This window comes from Aeromonas sp. R10-2, from assembly GCF_040908445.1.
Taxonomy (GTDB): Bacteria; Pseudomonadota; Gammaproteobacteria; order Enterobacterales; family Aeromonadaceae; genus Aeromonas; species Aeromonas veronii.
This window is the reverse complement of record NZ_JBFODS010000071.1, coordinates 1-16,379: the sequence shown is the minus strand read 5'-3', so window position 1 is coordinate 16,379 and position 16,379 is coordinate 1. Positions and strand designations below refer to the sequence as shown.

11 protein-coding genes and 2 pseudogenes are annotated in these 16,379 nt (G+C 60.7%); 6 read left to right on the top strand and 7 right to left on the bottom strand.

What is annotated here, in order from left to right:
* Positions 1-95 precede the first annotated feature (95 nt).
* Positions 96-524: a GNAT family N-acetyltransferase gene (locus tag AB5Y97_RS14710; protein ID WP_005338252.1), complete on the bottom strand. Its 429-nt coding sequence runs from the start codon at positions 522-524 to the stop codon at positions 96-98.
* Positions 525-701: 177 nt separating this feature from the next.
* On the opposite strand from AB5Y97_RS14710, the gene rdgC reads away from it, so the two are divergent.
* Positions 702-1,613 carry a recombination-associated protein RdgC gene (gene rdgC, locus AB5Y97_RS14705; RefSeq protein ID WP_338774253.1) on the top strand — a complete coding sequence of 304 codons (912 nt, stop codon included), beginning with the start codon at positions 702-704 and terminating at the stop codon, positions 1,611-1,613.
* 191 nt (positions 1,614-1,804) lie between these two features.
* A complete protein-coding gene (ggt, locus tag AB5Y97_RS14700; protein WP_368158281.1) occupies positions 1,805-3,586 on the top strand; it encodes a gamma-glutamyltransferase in 1,782 nt (593 codons plus the stop codon).
* A gap of 134 nt (positions 3,587-3,720) precedes the next feature.
* Here the strand turns inward: ggt and AB5Y97_RS14695 are convergent, their stop codons facing one another.
* Both AB5Y97_RS14695 and AB5Y97_RS14690 read right to left on the bottom strand, forming a co-directional pair.
* On the bottom strand, positions 3,721-4,191 hold the full coding sequence (locus tag AB5Y97_RS14695; protein WP_368158279.1) for an FKBP-type peptidyl-prolyl cis-trans isomerase: 471 nt from the start codon (positions 4,189-4,191) through the stop codon (positions 3,721-3,723).
* A 174-nt stretch (positions 4,192-4,365) separates the two neighbouring features.
* The gene (locus AB5Y97_RS14690; protein WP_005338243.1) at positions 4,366-5,514 is read right to left on the bottom strand and encodes a sodium:phosphate symporter; all 1,149 of its coding nucleotides are present in this window, start codon (positions 5,512-5,514) and stop codon (positions 4,366-4,368) included.
* A 249-nt stretch (positions 5,515-5,763) separates the two neighbouring features.
* On the opposite strand from AB5Y97_RS14690, the gene AB5Y97_RS14685 reads away from it, so the two are divergent.
* Positions 5,764-6,135, top strand: a complete 372-nt coding sequence (locus AB5Y97_RS14685; protein ID WP_139411105.1) for a hypothetical protein — start codon at positions 5,764-5,766, stop codon at positions 6,133-6,135.
* 97 nt (positions 6,136-6,232) lie between these two features.
* Here the strand turns inward: AB5Y97_RS14685 and AB5Y97_RS14680 are convergent, their stop codons facing one another.
* The 4 genes from AB5Y97_RS14680 to AB5Y97_RS14665 form a co-directional block, all read right to left on the bottom strand.
* Positions 6,233-7,579, bottom strand: coding sequence for an APC family permease (locus AB5Y97_RS14680; RefSeq protein ID WP_204479806.1), 1,347 nt, complete (start codon positions 7,577-7,579; stop codon positions 6,233-6,235).
* An 803-nt stretch (positions 7,580-8,382) separates the two neighbouring features.
* The gene (locus AB5Y97_RS14675; protein WP_204479803.1) at positions 8,383-9,732 is read right to left on the bottom strand and encodes an APC family permease; all 1,350 of its coding nucleotides are present in this window, start codon (positions 9,730-9,732) and stop codon (positions 8,383-8,385) included.
* Positions 9,733-10,098: 366 nt separating this feature from the next.
* Positions 10,099-11,388 (bottom strand): 4-aminobutyrate--2-oxoglutarate transaminase, encoded by a 1,290-nt coding sequence (gene gabT / locus AB5Y97_RS14670; RefSeq protein ID WP_199416669.1) that lies wholly within the window; start codon positions 11,386-11,388, stop codon positions 10,099-10,101.
* Positions 11,389-11,512: 124 nt separating this feature from the next.
* On the bottom strand, positions 11,513-12,976 hold the full coding sequence (locus tag AB5Y97_RS14665; protein WP_139432651.1) for an NAD-dependent succinate-semialdehyde dehydrogenase: 1,464 nt from the start codon (positions 12,974-12,976) through the stop codon (positions 11,513-11,515).
* A gap of 413 nt (positions 12,977-13,389) precedes the next feature.
* On the opposite strand from AB5Y97_RS14665, the pseudogene puuR reads away from it, so the two are divergent.
* The 3 genes and pseudogenes from puuR to AB5Y97_RS14650 all read left to right on the top strand — a co-directional run bounded on the left by puuR (position 13,390) and on the right by AB5Y97_RS14650 (position 16,340).
* A pseudogene (puuR, locus tag AB5Y97_RS14660) lies at positions 13,390-13,992 on the top strand (HTH-type transcriptional regulator PuuR).
* A 45-nt stretch (positions 13,993-14,037) separates the two neighbouring features.
* Positions 14,038-15,180: pseudogene (locus AB5Y97_RS14655) on the top strand (NAD(P)/FAD-dependent oxidoreductase); the annotation flags it as partial.
* 72 nt (positions 15,181-15,252) lie between these two features.
* Positions 15,253-16,340 (top strand): IS3-like element ISAs22 family transposase gene (locus AB5Y97_RS14650; RefSeq protein ID WP_088821966.1). Its coding sequence is split into 2 segments (ribosomal slippage): positions 15,253-15,505 and positions 15,505-16,340, totalling 1,089 coding nucleotides; the frame shifts between segments, so codons are not numbered across the junction.
* The last annotated feature ends 39 nt before the right edge of the window (positions 16,341-16,379 follow it).

The following is a 16,379-nucleotide window of genomic DNA, read 5'->3' as shown; positions in this document are numbered from 1 at the left end:
AGCCCGGTTGCAGGGACGGTGCCTGTGGCACCCGATGGTGACAAGATGAGGATGCCCCGTGCTTTTTTCAAGTAAAACAGGGGGCTGGCATCGATTCAGGCAGGTTCGCAGCACATCCGGTATTGGGGGTGGCCGGTAAGGGGATCGGACTCCTCGGCCTCAATGACGAAGCCGTGGCGGCGATAGAAACGCACCGCCTGATCATTCTCGACGAAGACCCGGGCGTGGAGCGACGCCCCCTGACGCTTGGCCTCCTGCAGCAGGGCGTGGCCGACGCCGCGCCCCTGACGGTCGGGGCGTACGAACAGGGCGGCGAGATAGTTGTCCACCAGCGCCATGAAACCGAGCAGATCGCCACGCTCCTCGAACACCCAGATGGCTGCGCGATCGAGATAGCGGGTACGCAGATCCTCCTGGGCCTGCCACCAGCAGGAGGCATCGACGAAATCGTGGGCCTGCAGGGAGGCCAGCAACCAGATTTCGACGATCTCTTCCATGTCTTCCGGGCGACTGGGCCGCAACATACCTTCATCCTTATTAACAATTTACTTTCGCAGTCTAGGAGAACTTGATGAACAAACTGGTGACATAAATGAGACCCTGTGAGGTCGATCGCCCTTTATTTAGCGAGAATGATTGGCTGATCACAAAGCGCCTCTCTAGTACAATGCCCGCCGGACAATCTAGAGACCGAGGACGCCATGTGGTTTAAAAACCTGCAGATTTATCGCTTTACCCGCCCCTTTGACCTGACCGTTGATCAGCTGGAAACCCAGCTGGAAGCCTGTGCCTTCACCCCTTGCGGCAGTCAGGACATCTCCCGTTTCGGGTGGGTCAAGCCCCTTGGCAAATTCGGCTCAACCCTGACCCACTCTGCCTCCGGTCACATCCTCATCTGCGCCCGCAAAGAGGAGAAGATGCTGCCCGGTACCGTAGTCAAGGAGATGCTGGCCGAGAAGGTAGAGGCGATCGAGTTCGAACAGGGACGCGCCCTCAAAAAGAAAGAGAAGGAAGCGCTGAAAGAGGAGATCCTCCACACCCTGCTGCCCCGTGCCTTCAGTCGTACCAGCCAGACCTTCGCCTGGATCAATCCGGCCGACAATTTGATGGTGGTGGACGCAGGTTCTGCCAAGAAGGCAGACGATCTGCTGGCGCTGCTGCGCAAATCCATCGGCTCCCTGCCGGTGGTGCCGGTGGCCCTCAAGAACCCGCCCGAGATCACCATGACCGAGTGGTTGAACGAGGGTAACCTGCCTGCCTCCTTCACTCTGGAAGATGAAGCCGAGCTGCGCAGTGCCATGGAGCACGGCGGCATCATCCGCTGCAAGCAGCAGGATCTGATGACGGATGAAATCAAGAACCACCTGGCCAACGACAAGCTGGTGACCAAGCTGGCCCTCAACTGGGGCGAGACTGTCAGCTTCGTGCTGGGGGATGATCTCTCCATCAAGCGCCTGAAATTCAGCGAAGAGCTGCGCGAGCAGAACGACGACGTCAACAGCGAAGATCCGGCCGCCCGTCTGGATGCGGACTTCGCGCTGGTCACCGCCGAGCTGTCCCAGTTTATCCCGGCGCTGTTTGCCGCCTTGGGTGGCGAAGAGCAGTCCATCTAACCGGACTTGCGCCTGTTTGGCCTCTGCCATCCCATCGTAAAAGCCGCCTTCGGGCGGTTTTTTTATGTTTGTTACGGATAGCCATTATTGATAGATGAGTAAGACATTGATCTTGTTCAATAACTTGAGCTGTCAGCGCCAATCGTGACATAGTCCCTCTTCATGGTCATAAAACAGACAAGGAGAGTGTCATGTTGCGCAAACCTCTGGGGCTGGCTGTCGCCCTTGCCCTGCTGGCCGGTTGTGCCAGTGACAATGGCTTTCACTACACCCCGCCAGCCCAGACCCTGATCGCACCCGAAGCCGCCAGTGGCTGGACCGACAAACAGGGCTGGCAGGGCCATGACTTCATGGTGGCGGCCGCCAACCCGCTGGCGGTGGATGCGGGTTACCAAATCATCAAGGCCGGTGGCAGTGCCGTCGATGCCGCCATTGCGGTGCAGCTGGTGTTGACACTGGTGGAGCCGCAATCCTCCGGGATCGGTGGCGGGACGCTGCTGCTGGTGTGGGATGGCCGCAAGGTGAGTGCGGTGGATGGCCGCGAGACGGCGCCGGCTGCCGCCACCGACCAGCTGTTTATGCAAGATGGCAAGCCGCTGGCGTTTTATGACGGGGTGGTGGGGGGCCGCTCGGTCGGTGTTCCCGGCACCCTGCGCGCGCTGGCACTGGCCCATCAACGTTATGGCAAGCTGCCATGGGCTGTGCTGTTCGAGCCCGCCATCACGCTGGCAGAGCAAGGATTTGTGATAAGTCCACGGCTGGCCACATTGCTGGCCAAGGATCCCTATCTGGCACGGGATCCGCAGGCGCGTGCCTATTTCTATCAGGCGGATGGCAGCCCCAAAACGGCGGGTACCCGGCTGACCAATCCGGCGCTGGCCAAGGTGCTGCGCACTCTGGCCACAGAGGGGGCGGATGCCTTCTATCGGGGGCCGCTGGCGGATGCCATGGTGGCCAAGGTACGCCAACATCCCACCAACCCCGGGGTACTGGCGGCCACCGATCTGGCCAGCTATCAGGCCAAAGTGCGGGATGGCCTCTGCTTTGACTATCGCCAGAGCAAGATCTGCGGTTTTCCCACTCCCTCGTCCGGCACCCTGGCGCTCGGCCAGATCTTCGGCATGCTGGAGAGCCGCGATATGGCGGCCCTCAAGCCGATCACCACGAAGGAGGGGGGACTGGCTGCCTCCAGCGAGGCTATCCATCTCTACAGTGAAGCGGCGCGTCTCGCCTTCGCCGATCGCAACCAGTACGTCGCCGACAGCGATTTTGTCAGCGTGCCAGTGAAGGGGCTGCTGGACAAGGGCTATCTGGCCGAGCGGGGCAAGCTTGTCGGTCAGCACTCCATGGGGATTGCCAAGCCCGGTACGCCGCCACTGGCGCTGGCGCGTGGCAAGGATGCGACCCCGGAACTCCCCTCCACCAGCCATGTCTCGATCGTCGACAAGGCGGAGATGGCTATCTCCATGACCAGCTCCATCGAGGATGGTTTCGGATCGCGTCAGATGGTCAACGGCTACCTGCTCAACAACCAGCTCACCGATTTCTCCTTCACCTCGGTAGATGCTGCCGGTCTGCCGGTGGCAAACCGGGTGGAGCCGGGCAAGCGGCCCCGCTCCTCCATGTCACCCCTGCTGGTGTTTGACAAGCCAAGCGGTGAGCTGACCATGACACTGGGCTCGCCGGGGGGCTCCGCCATCATCAACTACGTGGGCAAGACCCTGCTCGGCACCCAGGATTGGGGCCTGAACCTGCAACAGGCCATCAACCTGCCCAACTTTGGCAGCCGCAACGGCCCCACCGAGCTGGAAGCGGGACGCACCCCCCTGTCGGTGGTCGAGGGATTGAAGGCGAGGGGACATGAGGTGGTACTTAACGAGCAGACCTCCGGCCTGCAGGGGGTTGAGCGCAACGCTGGCGGCTGGTTTGGCGCAGCGGATCCACGCCGGGAAGGGATCGCCAAGGGGGAGTAAGGTTCCCATAACAACAAGGCCAGCATAATGCTGGCCTTGTTGCTGATGGTGCGCTTACTGGATGCCCAACAGCTCCACATCAAAGGTCAGGACGGGCGCTCAGTGGGATATTGCCACTGGAGCATCCTGCGCGGTTACTGGATACCCAACAGCTCCACGTCAAAGATCAGGACTGATCCCGGCGGGATTTTGCCAGCGGCACGGTCGCCGTAGGCGAGGTTGGCAGGGATGTAGAAACGGGTCTTCTCACCTTCCACCATCAGCTGCACCCCTTCGGTCCAGCCAGCGATCACCTGATTGAGGCCAAACTCGATGGGCTCGCCACGGGCGATCGAGCTGTCAAAGACGGTGCCGTCCAGCAGCTTGCCCTCGTAATGCACCTTCACCTTGCTGGTGGCGGTGGGGTGAACGGTGCCGGTGCCCGGGGTCAGCACTTCGTACTGCAGGCCGGAGGCGGTGGTGGTCACCAGCGGTTTCTCCTTGTTGCTGGCGAGGAACTCGGCGCCAATCCGCACGTTGTCGGCCGCCAGCTTCTTGTTGTTGCTGCTGGAGTAGAAGTAGTAGGCCACACCGGCGATGAGCAGCGCGATCAGTATGAATTTCATCGGTTTTTCCTGTTCCATGAAATGTAAAAAGTGCAATGAGGGCGCCATCTTATCGCGCACAGCCCCTGATGGCGAGCCACAGGGCGGGAGGATGTGAGCGGGCAGGCAAAGCCCGGCGAGCTGGACGCAAAAAGGGGCGAGTCGGTGACTCGCCCCTTGTCATGGCGGCGGCGCTTACTTGGCGGCCACCATCATCAGGGCGGGCAGGGCGAAGAAGAGACCTGTCACATAACCCAGAGCCAGCAGCTTGTTCTCGCTGCCTACCCGGGCCAGCCCCTCGGCGGCGCGTACCGGCAGGTCGCGCAGGAAGGGGATGCCATAGATGATGACCACGGCAAAGAGGTTGAACAGCACGTGGACCAGCGCGATGGTCAGGGCCAGCTGGGCACCGGCTCCGCTGATGGCGGTGGCAGCCAGCAGGGCGGTAATGGTGGTACCGATATTGGCCCCCAGGGTGAAGGGGTAGAGCTGACGGGTGCTGAACACGCCGCCGCCGGCCAGCGGGATCATCAGGCTGGTGGTGGTGGAGGAGGATTGCACCATGATGGTCACCAGCGCACCGGAGGTAATGCCGGTCAGCGGGCCACGGCCCAGCGCCTTGTGCAGCACCTCTTTGGCGCGGCCAACCAGTACCTGTTGCAGCACTTTGCCGAGATAAGTGACGCAGGCGAGGATCAGCAGGATACCGATGATGATGGTCGCGATGGCGGCACCCTTGCCCGGCAGGAAGGCAACGGCGCTGTCAATCAGCTGCTGGGCCGGAGCGGTCAGCGGCTTCATGAAGTCCATGCCCTTCATCGACATGTTGGCGGAGCCTACCAGCAGGTTGGCCAGCCACTCGGCGCTGTGTTGCAGCAGACCGAACATCAGTTCCAGCGGCAGGAAGATGAACACCGCCAGCAGGTTGAAAAAGTCGTGCACGGTGGCGGCGGCGAAGGCGCGACGGAACTCGGCGCGATCCCGCACATGGCCCATGGAGACGATGGTGTTAGTGATGGTGGTACCGAGGTTGGCACCCATGACCATGGGGATGGCCATGCTGATGGGCAGGCCGCCAGCCACCAGACCGACGATCACCGAGGTGACGGTGCTGGAGGATTGCACCAGCGCGGTAGCGAGAATACCCAGCAGCAGGGCGACAAAGGGGTTGTTGGCAAAGGCGAAGATCTGGGCTGCGCCCTCGGCGCCGCCGGAGAAATCTTTGAAGCCGTGGGAGATGGCGCCCACGGCAACCAGGATCAGGTAGACCAGTACGATGACACTCATCCAGTTGAACAGGGCGCGGGTCGCGGGCGGCTGTGACAAGGAGTGATGGTGTTGCATAAAGCCTCTTGAGACGGTCGTTCCGTCTTGGGTTGTTGATGACCCGCGCATTTAATCAATGGTTAATGACAGAAATATGACAACGTGACATTTCGATGATGTTTTTATGACGATGAACTGCGGCGACAGGCGCTGACCGAGCCGGTTGGCTCTGGGGTGGCAAAAGGGGGGACGAAAGCTCTGCCGCCTTGTCAGCCGGAATGTGATCGCTACACTGCGCCCCTTTATTGGCAAGCAGGAGTAAACAAGATGATGCGTGCATGGATCCTCTCTCTGTCGCTGGGGCTGCTCTCGGCAGGGGCACAGGCCAGCCTGTTGAAAACCGACTGCAACCTCGACAAGGCCCTCAAAAACGAAGCGGTGAATGCCACTCTGGGGGTCAAGGGCAACTGTGATACCAGCAAGCTGGTGAAGCAGGAGAAAGAGAAGGTGAAAGCTGAGGTGCAAAAAGGCCGCAACGACCTGCTGGGCGAGAAGCGTGCCGACCTCAAGGAGAGCGGCAACGGTATGCAGCAGAAGATGGACAAGGCAAACCAGCAGCTGCACAAGGCGGAGCAGGATGCCAAGACCATCGCTCGCGATCCGCTCAAGGCTGCGGCGACCGCCGTACTGGATAAGTAGTAAGCAGACCGGGCCCAAGCCCGTGTGACCGGCCACAGACCGGCAGCAAAAAGGGGAGCCATGGCTCCCCTTCTGTCTATCCGTTATCCGCAAAGGATCAGGCGTCAGCTGCTTCCTCGTACTGACGGAACGGGATGCGGAACACCGCCAGACGCAGGAACAGATAGGTTGCGCCGAGGCCAGCCCAGATCAGGCCCAGCTCCAGCGAGCTCTGCTCCAGGTTGATCCAGAGAGCACCTATGGTGGCGGCGCCGAGCAGCGGCATCAACAGGTAGATGACGTGATCCTTGAGGGTCTTGTTGCGCTTCTCGCGCACCCAGAACTGACCGATCACCGACAGGTTGACGAAGCTGAACGCCACCAGTGCGCCGAAGTTGACCAGCGCCAGCGCGGTATCCAGATCAAACGACACGGCGGAGAGGGCCAGACCGCCCACCATCAGCACGTTGATGGCCGGAGTACGGTATTTCGGGTGGATGTAGCCAAACACCCGCTCCGGGATCATGCGGTCACGCCCCATCACGTAGAGGATGCGCGACACACCGGCGTGAGCCGCCATGCCGGAGGCCAGTACCGCGACCGTGGTGCAGACCAGCACCACGGACTGGAAGAAGGTGCCGCCAACGTAGAGCGCGATCTCCGGCAGTACCGCATCCGGATGCTGGAAGCGGGCGAGGCTCGGGAAGTAGAGCTGCAGGCAGTAAGAGACCACCACGAAAATGATGCCGCCGATCAGGGCAGTCAGCACGATCGCCTTGGGGATCACCTTGCCGGCATTCGGAGTCTCTTCGGAGAGGGAACTCAGACCGTCAAAGCCCAGGAACGAGAAGCAGAGAATGGTCGCACCGGTAAAGAGCGGTACCAGCTGTGCTGACTCGAAGTGGAACGGACGGCTGCTCATCAGGGTGCCAGCCCCTTCACCGTGGTAGATGCCCCACGCCATCAGGCCGATAAAGAGGGTGATGATGGCCAGCTGGATCACCACGATCAGACCGTTGAAGTTGGCCACCAGATTGATGCCGCGCAGGTTCAGGAAGGTCATTACGGTCACCAGACCGAAGATGAACACCCAGGGCTCGACACCCGGGAACATGGCGGTCAGGTAGATCTTGGCCAGCAGGATGTTGATCATCGGCATGAACATGTAGTCGAGCAGGGAGGACCAGCCGACCATGAAACCGATGTAGGGGTTGAACACTTTCTGGGCGTAGGTATAGGCAGAGCCCGCAGAGGGGAACTTGCGCACCAGATGGCCGTAGCTGAAGGCGGTCAGCAGGATGCCGCCGAGGGCCAGCAGGTAGGCAGTGGCGACCCGGCCTTCGGTGATGTCACCGACGATGGCGAAGGTATCGAATACAGCCATGGGGGTCAGGTAGGCCAAACCCATGACGATCACTTGGGTCAGGGTAAGGGTCTTGAGCAGCTTGGCGTTTTGCGATGCCATTACGCTTTCTCCTCAATCAGTGCCGCAGCACGTGCTTGCAACGAGCGCAGGGATACGATGGATTCGCAAGCCTGTATATCAAGGGCGCCGGGGAGGCGCATACCGGGCTGTACCGGCAGGAAAGCATTAAAACGCCCCATTGTTATCCTCTCAACGTCGGGAGATTGTTTGGCAATCTCGAATATCACTTCCGGAAACGTTCCGGCCTCTTGTGGTGGGTTTGTACTGCACTTCAAAAATACAAAAACCGATGTCGCAGTGAACATCGGTCCTTTATTGGCGGCGTATTGTGCATTCGGTCAGCCCCCTTGACAAGCAAAAAAGGGCGGATTAACGCATTTTTTTGCATACGTACGGGGCAGGTAAGTGGTCACTCGCCCCCTGCAGCCGTCCCCGAGCCGCTCCCCCTTTTTCGGGGGGGAAGAGAACCCTGTCATGGCGTATGAAAAATCGGCAAATCGGGGCTGCAGGGTGCATAGCGCCTCAACATTGATCCTGATCATATTTGGCGGCGCTCCCCCGGGCTCGAGTCCAGCGAACTTATCGGCTGGCGGGGGATGGAAGGGGGTGAAGTGGATAAAGAGTGGCTGCATATCCATTCACATTAATGACTGAGGATAGAAGGCTACGCGGCTCGGGCCATGACCCGGGGAGCAGTCCGGCTGGGTAGTTATTTGAAATCAGTCACACTTTCTGCAGAAACCGCATTTCTGGCAACCCGTGCTGCTGGCAATCAGCGCGCCGCAAAAACAACAAGGAGCCCACAGGCTCCTTGTTCGCTATCGGTGGGAGGGGGCCAGCGGTTACTGGGCGATCTCCACCTTGTCGGCGGTATGCAGCGGGATGCGGAACACGGTGAGGCGCAGGAACAGGTAGATGGCCCCCAGCGCCGCCCAGATCAGACCCAGCTCGAAGGAAGAGGGCTCGAGGTTGAGCCACAGCACCCCGATGCAGGCGGCGCCACAGAGCGGCAGCAGCAGGTACATCAGGTGATCCTTGAGACACTTGTTGCGGCCCAGCTTCACATAGAAGTGGGCAATCACCGCCAGATTGACGAAGGTGAAGGCCACCAGGGCGCCGAAGTTGATCAGCGCCAGCGCCATCTCCAGATCCAGCGACACTGCAGAGAGGGCCAGCAGGCCGACCAGCAGCACGTTGAACGCTGGGGTTTGCCACTTCGGATGGATGTAGCCGAAGAAGCGGGCAGGCAGAGCGCGATCACGACCCATCACGTAGAGCAGGCGCGATACACCGGCGTGGGAGGCGAGCCCCGAGGCCAGCACCGCTACTGTGGTGCTGACCAGCACCACCGCCTGAAACAGCTTGCCGCCGACATAGAGGGCGATCTCCGGCAGTACCGCATCCGGATGCTGGAAGCGGGAGATGTCCGGGAAGTAGAGCTGCAGGAAGTAGGAGGTAGTGACAAACAGCACACCGCCGATCAGCGCCGTCAGCACGATGGCGCGGGGGATCACCCGATCCGCGTCCGGGGTCTCTTCCGACAGGGTACTGATGGCGTCAAAACCGAGGAACGACAGACAGAGGATCGAGGCCCCCATCAGCAGCGGTGACACCTGGATCTGCTCGGAGAAGAAGGGACGGCTGCTGGCCACGGTCCCCAGCCCCTCACCATTGTGAACGCCCCAGGCGATCAGGCCGATGAAGATGGCGATGATGCTGAACTGCATCACCACGATCAGGCTGTTGAAGTTGGCCACCAGCTTGATGCCGCGCAGGTTGAGGGCGGTCATCACCGCCGCCAGACCGAAGATATAGGTCCAGGGCTCTACGTTCGGGAAGAGGGCTTCCAGATAGATCTTGGCCAGCAGCATATTGATCATCGGCATGAACATGTAATCGAGCAGGGAGGTCCAGCCCACCATAAAGCCGACATAGGGGTGAAACACCTTCTGGGCATAGGTATAGGCGGAGCCGGCTGACGGGAACTTGCGCACCAGATGGCCGTAGCTCAGGGCAGTGAACAGCATGCCGATGAGAGCAAACAGGTAGGCGGTCGGCACATGGCCTTCGGTGATCTCGGTAACGATGCCGAAGGTGTCGAACACCGCCATGGGGGTGAGGTACGCCAGTCCCATAACCACGACCTGCCACAGTTTGAGGGTCTTTTTCAGACCAACCTGCTGGGCCGCCATTATGCATGTTCCTCATGCAGTGCCAGAGTGGCACGGTCCATCAACGAAACCGGGAGAGAGGCCCGGGAATCAAGGGCGCCAGGGCGGCGCACACCGGCCATGGCCGGTTGGAAAGCATTGAGATGCCCCATGTTGTTCCTCACTAGACTTGGTGTCGGGAGACTGCTGCCAATCTCGCTATCTTTTCCGGGGGTGATCCGGCCTCGTTTATGGGTTTGTTCACTGTCTAAAAAAGAACCGATGCCATTGTTTTACATCGGTTCTTTCAGTGGCGGCGCATTGTGCATTTGCAGGGCCCCCTTGACAAGAAAAAAAGGGGGCAAAATTGCATTTATTTGCACAGGTAAGTGGTCACTTTCCTGCTGGTCAGGCCAGCACGGCCTCCAGTGATTTTTCAAGGAGTTGCAGCCCCTCGTCAATCACTGCCGCAGGGGCTGTCAGGGGGGCGAGAAAACGGATGACATTTGCGCGCACCCCGCATGAGAGCAGGACCAGACCCCGTTTGCCCGCCTCGGCCACCAGTCGCTTGGTAAGGTCGGGATCGGGCTGACTGGCATCACGCCGTTTTACCAGCTCCATGGCCACCATGGCACCGGGGCCGCGAATTTGACCTATGCAGTCAAAACGCTCGGCTATGCGTTCCAGCCCCGCCTTGATCTGCTCCCCCTGATCCAGCGCTTTCTGGTTGAGTTTCTCCTCGTCGATCACCTGCAATACCGCCAGCGCGGCGGCGCAGGCAATGGGGGACCCCGCATAGGTGCCACCCAGACCACCCGGTTTGGCCGAGTTCATGATCTCCGCCTTGCCCACCACGGCGGAGAGGGGGAAGCCACCCGCCAGACTCTTGGCCAACGTCATGATGTCCGGCTCGATGCCGGCATACTCGGTGGCGAAGGTCTTGCCGGTACGGCAAAAACCGCTCTGGATCTCGTCGCAGATCAGCAGAATGCCGTGCTGGTCGCAGACGCTGCGCAGCTTTTGCATAAAGCTCGGGGAGGCGGGATAGAAGCCCCCTTCACCCTGCACCGGTTCGATGATGATGGCGGCGACGCGATTCGGCTCGATATCGGCGCTGAAGCAGAGCTCGAGGGCGTGCAGGGCATCCTCTTCACTCACCCCGAGATAATCGGCGGGGAAGGGGATGTGGTAGACCTCCCCAGGGAAGGGGCCAAAGCCGGTCTTGTAGGGCACCACCTTGCCGGTGAGCGCCATCCCCATCATGGTGCGGCCGTGAAAGCCCCCCTTGAAGGCGATGGTGCCGCTGCGACCGGTGTGGGCACGGGCAATCTTGATGGCGTTCTCGACCGCCTCGGCGCCGGTGGAGAGAAACAGGGTGCGCTTCGGCGTCGGGCCGGGTACCAGGGCATTGAGCTTCTCGGCAAGCTCGATATAGCCGGGGTAGGGGGTGACCTGAAAGCAGGTGTGGCTGAACTTTTCCAGCTGCTCGCGCACCGCCGCCACCACTTTGGGGTGGTTGTGGCCGGTATTGAGCACGGCGATGCCGGAGGCAAAGTCGATGTAGCGGTTGCCCTCCACATCCCACAGCTCGGCATTTTGCGCACGGTCGATAAAGACCGGCAGCAGGGTGCCAACGCCATTGACCACTGATGCTTCGCGGCGCGCTTGCCACGCCTTGTTTGATTCTGACTGACTCATCTTTCCTCCCTGAGGGGCCACAGCCCCCGATATTCCCTGAAAATGTGGCAGGCGTTTTGGCGCCCATCACCGCCGATCAGCCCATCGGGCCAGATCGGCGGCGCCTTGTCTCTCTGTTGCTGCCCTAGCGAATGGCGCCAAAGCAGAGGTATTTGGTCTCCAGATACTCCTCCAGCCCCTCGGCTGCACCCTCCCGACCCAGACCCGACTCCTTGATCCCGCCAAAGGGGGCCAGCTCGGTGGAGATGATCCCCTCGTTGATGCCGACCATGCCGTACTCCAGCTGCTCGGCGACGCGCCACACCCGTGCGATATCGCGGCCATAGAAGTAGGCGGCCAGGCCATAAGGGGTGTCGTTGGCAATGGCGATGGCTTCGGCTTCCGTCTCGAAGCGTACCAGCGGAGCCACCGGTCCGAAGATCTCTTCCTGCAGGATGGGGTTGGTTTTATCCACCTTGCCCAGAATGGTGGGGCGGTAAAAAAGGGGACCGGCGGGGTGAGCTTCACCCCCCAGCAGCAGTTCGGCACCGGCGGCGACCGATTGCTGCACCAGCTCGGCCACCTTGCTGGCGGCGGCCGGGTTGATGAGCGGGCCGATCTGGGTGCCCTCCGCCATGCCATCTCCCACCTTGAAGGCTTTGACGGCGGCAGTCAGCTTCTCGGCGAAGGCGTCATAGACGCTGGCCTGCACCAGAATCCGGTTGGCGCAGACACAGGTCTGCCCGGCGTTGCGGTATTTGGAGGCGAGCGCCCCGGCCACGGCGGCGTCGAGGTCGGCGTCGTCAAAGACGATAAAGGGGGCGTTACCGCCCAGCTCCAGCGACAGCTTCTTCATGGTGTCGGCGCACTGGCGCATCAGCAGTTTGCCGATGCGGGTGGAGCCGGTGAAGGAGAGCTTGCGCACCACCGGATTGCTGCACAGCTCGTTGCCCACCGCGCTCGCCTGATGGCTGGTGACGATATTGATGACACCGGCGGGGATGCCCGCCAGCTCGGCAAGCAGCGCCAGCGCCAGCGCACAGAGCGGGGTTTCGGCGGCAGGTTTGATGACGATAGTGCAACCTGCGGCCAGCGCCGGGCCCGCTTTGCGGGTGATCATGGCTATCGGGAAATTCCACGGAGTGATGGCGGCGACCACGCCCACCGGCTGCTTGATGGTGGCCAACCGGCGATCGCCGCTAAAGCCCGGGATGGTGCGGCCATAGGCGCGCTTGCCCTCCTCGGCGAACCACTGGATAAAGCTGGCGCCGTAAGCCACTTCCCCCTTGGCTTCCGCCAGCGGCTTGCCCTGCTCGCAGGTCATGATGCGGGCCAGCTCGTCGCTGTGGGCTGTGATGGCGGCAAACCAGGCGTAGAGCTTGTTGCTGCGCTCCTTGGCGGTCAGCGCCGCCCAGGCGGGTTGCGCCGCGTGGGCGGCCGCGATGGCGCGGCGGGTATCCTCGGCATCCATGTCGGGCACCTGGGTAATGACGGCACCGCTGGCGGGGTTGGTGACCTCGAAGGTGCGGCCGCTGGCGGCCTCGCACCACTGTCCATCTATATAGGCGCGGGATGTGATCAAGCTGGAGTGGGATGTTGTTCCTGACATGAGAAGCCTCGAGTGTGGGTCAGAGCAGCTGGTTGCCGGAGTAAGCCGACCCTTCCTGCGCCGCTGCCGTATAAAATAATAAGCACAGGAAGACCATAATTTGAGCTGAAATGTTTTTCAAGTGTTAAATATATTTGAATTGCTGGGGGGCGCCATGCTAGAAAATGGGCTGTGTAGCGCGCTTTCTCCGGTTCGCTTGCAGGCTGCAAGTGGGCAGACGACCGGGGGATGGTAAATCAGGTGTGCAAAATAATGAACGGTTTCGCTGTGTAACATAGTGAACGGCAAGGGAAAGCTGGTCGGCTATTTTAACCAGCAGGGTAAACAGGCAGCGCCTGATCCGATGCGATCACGCGCAAGCAGGAGAGGCTGATGATGCAAGGATGCAGACATGGCGCAGCAGGGGGCTTGTCATGAGCGGGCCGCAGAGTCGGGAGAGCGTGGCTCGGCCGTTGAGTGGGGCTGACGCCGGGGCGCGCACCATGGGGGAACGGTTGGCGGCGGTGCGCCATCAGCTGGGGCTCTCCTAGCGGCGAGCGGCCGAGTTGAGCGGCCTGACTCATGGCGCCATCTGCATGATCGAGCAGGACAAGGTGAGCCCCTCTGTGGCCTCCCTGCAAAAGCTGCTCACCATCTACGGCCTGCCGCTGTCGCGCTTCTTCGCCGAGGAGGAGAGCCGCACTCCGGAAGTGGTGATCAAGGCGGATCAGCTGATCGAGCTGGGCAGTCAGGGGGTCTCCCTCAAGCTGGTGCACAACGGCAACAACCGCCGCCAGCTCGGCTTTATGCTGGAGACCTATCCCCCCGGCACCGACACTGGCGGTCAGGTGACCCATCAGGGGGAGGAGGTCGGCACTGTGCTGGAGGGGTCGGTGATCCTGACGGTGGCGGGCCAGAGTTATCAGCTGGAGGCGGGCGACAGCTATGTGATCGACACCGGCGAGCCCCACAGCTTCAGCAATCCGTCGGGGGAGACCTGTCGCATCGTCAGCGCCCACACCCCGGCGAGCTTTTAATCCTGACAGTAGTTTGGCAACCGAACCGGTAAGGAAACAGGGATCATGACCGAACATGTAAACAGTTACTACGCAGCCAGCGCCAATAAACACGCGCCCTATCCGACATTGACCGAGCAGCTGGAGTGCGATGTCTGCGTCATCGGGGCGGGCTATACTGGCCTCTCCAGCGCGCTGCATCTGGTAGAAAAAGGCTACAAGGTGGTGGTGCTGGAGGCCGCACGAGTCGGCTTTGGCGCCAGCGGTCGCAACGGTGGCCAGATCGTCAACTCCTACAGCCGCGACATCGACACCATAGAAGCGAACTGCCCACCGGATCAGGCCAGGCTGCTCGGTTCCATGTTGTTTGAGGGGGGCCAGATCATCCGCGAGCGGATCAAGCGCTACAACATCCAGTGCGATCTGCAGGAGGGGGGCGTCTTTGCCGCCGAGACCGAGAAGCAGCTGCACGAGCTCAAATCCCAATACGCCCGCTGGCAGAAGTGGGGCAACGACCAGCTGGAACTGCTCGATGCCAAGGGGGTGCGCGAGGTGGTCGCGAGCGATCGCTACGTCGGCGCCCTGCTCGACAAGAGCGGCGGCCATATTCACCCGCTCAATCTGGCGTTGGGGGAGGCTGAAGCCATCCGCATCCAGGGGGGGCAGATCTTCGAACAATCCGCCGTCACCAGTATCACCCCGGGGCAGCCAGCCTTGGTCAAGACCGCCAAGGGGGCGGTGAAGGCGCGCTTTGTGGTGGTGGCGGGCAATGCCTACCTCGGCAATCTGGTGCCGGAACTGGCCAGCAAGAGCATGCCTTGCGGCACCCAGGTGATCGCCACCGAAGTGCTGGGAGAGGAGCGGGCCCGTTCACTGCTGCCGCAAAACTACTGTCTGGAGGATTGCAACTACCTGCTCGACTACTACCGCACCTCCGGCGATCACCGGCTGCTCTATGGCGGCGGCGTGGTCTATGGCGCGCGGGATCCGGCGGATATCGAGCGGCTGATCATCCCCAAGATGCTCAAGACCTTCCCGCAGCTGGCCGACGTCAAGGTGGAGTACACCTGGACCGGCAACTTCCTGCTCACCCTGTCACGGCTGCCGCAGTTTGGTCGCATCGGCCCCAACATCTACTACATGCAGGGCTACAGCGGCCACGGCGTCACCTGTACCCATCTGGCTGGCAAGCTGCTCTCCGAGGTGCTGAGGTAATCCCCCCGAAAAACTGAGGTGCTCATAAGTAGAATTTTCTCGTATCTTGAACGCAGGAGGTTCTACATGAAAACATCACGCTTTAGCGATGCACAGATCATCGCCATCCTCAAGCAGGCCGAGTCTGGTTCACCCGTCCCTGAGCTCTGCCGTGAGCATGGCATCAGCTCCGCCACCTTCTACAAGTGGCGCTCCAAATTCGGTGGCATGGATGCCTCTCTCATGGCGCGCCTCAAAGAGCTGGAAGAGGAAAATCGTCGCCTTAAGAAGATGTATGCCGAGGAGCGCCTAAAGGCTGAGATCATCTCCGAGGCGATGGCAAAAAAGTGGTGACGCCATCTGCCCGCAGGGAGATGGCGACCAAGGCTGTGGCTCATTACGCCATTTCTATCCGTCTGGCTTGCCAGGTGTTCAAGGTGAGCGAGGGTTGCTACCGTTATCAGCCCGTGCTGGCTGATGAAAACCAGGAGATTGCCGACTGGCTACTGCGCCTCACCGCCAACCAGCGCAACTGGGGTTTCGGACTGTGCTTCCTGTACCTGCGTAACGTCAAAGGCTTTGGCTGGAACCACAAGCGGGTCTACCGGATCTATCGGGCGCTAGAGCTCAATCTGCGGATAAAACCCAAGAAGCGGCTAGTACGCGCCAAGCCGGAGCCGTTGGCAGTCCCTGACCAACCGAATCACTGTTGGTCGATGGACTTTATGCATGACCAGCTCAGCGATGGTCGTTCGGTGCGGTTGTTTAATGTGATCGATGACTTCAATCGCGAAGCACTGTGCATCGAGGTGGATTTTTCCTTGCCTGCCTCGCGAGTCAAACGGGTGCTGGAGCAGGTCATCGAGTGGCGGGGCAAACCAGCCGCAATCCGCTGTGATAATGGTCCGGAATACATCAGCGAAGAGCTCAAGCAATGGGCGCAGCAGAAGAGGATTGCGCTGAGGTATATCCAGCCAGGCAACCCGCAGCAGAATGCCTACATAGAGCGATTTAACCGCACTGTGCGTTACGACTGGTTGGGCCATTACCTGTTTGAGTCACTGAATGAGTTACAGGAATTTGCCACGAACTGGCTGTGGGTTTATAACCATGAGCGGCCCAATATGGCGCTGGGCGGCTACACGCCGAAACAGCGCTTGGCACAGGCCGCATGACCTCTACTTTTGAGTGCTCCAAAAAATGGGGGGATTACC

Excerpts from the sequence above, each read along its gene's own strand:
- AB5Y97_RS14710 (WP_005338252.1), bottom strand. The coding sequence starts at position 524 with ATGTTGCGGCCCAGTCGCCCGGAAGACATGGAAGAGATCGTCGAAATC.
- rdgC (WP_338774253.1), top strand. The coding sequence starts at position 702 with ATGTGGTTTAAAAACCTGCAGATTTATCGCTTTACCCGCCCCTTTGAC.
- ggt (WP_368158281.1), top strand. The coding sequence starts at position 1,805 with ATGTTGCGCAAACCTCTGGGGCTGGCTGTCGCCCTTGCCCTGCTGGCC.
- AB5Y97_RS14695 (WP_368158279.1), bottom strand. The coding sequence starts at position 4,191 with ATGAAATTCATACTGATCGCGCTGCTCATCGCCGGTGTGGCCTACTAC.
- AB5Y97_RS14690 (WP_005338243.1), bottom strand. The coding sequence starts at position 5,514 with ATGCAACACCATCACTCCTTGTCACAGCCGCCCGCGACCCGCGCCCTG.
- AB5Y97_RS14685 (WP_139411105.1), top strand. The coding sequence starts at position 5,764 with ATGATGCGTGCATGGATCCTCTCTCTGTCGCTGGGGCTGCTCTCGGCA.
- AB5Y97_RS14680 (WP_204479806.1), bottom strand. The coding sequence starts at position 7,579 with ATGGCATCGCAAAACGCCAAGCTGCTCAAGACCCTTACCCTGACCCAA.
- AB5Y97_RS14675 (WP_204479803.1), bottom strand. The coding sequence starts at position 9,732 with ATGGCGGCCCAGCAGGTTGGTCTGAAAAAGACCCTCAAACTGTGGCAG.
- gabT (WP_199416669.1), bottom strand. The coding sequence starts at position 11,388 with ATGAGTCAGTCAGAATCAAACAAGGCGTGGCAAGCGCGCCGCGAAGCA.
- AB5Y97_RS14665 (WP_139432651.1), bottom strand. The coding sequence starts at position 12,976 with ATGTCAGGAACAACATCCCACTCCAGCTTGATCACATCCCGCGCCTAT.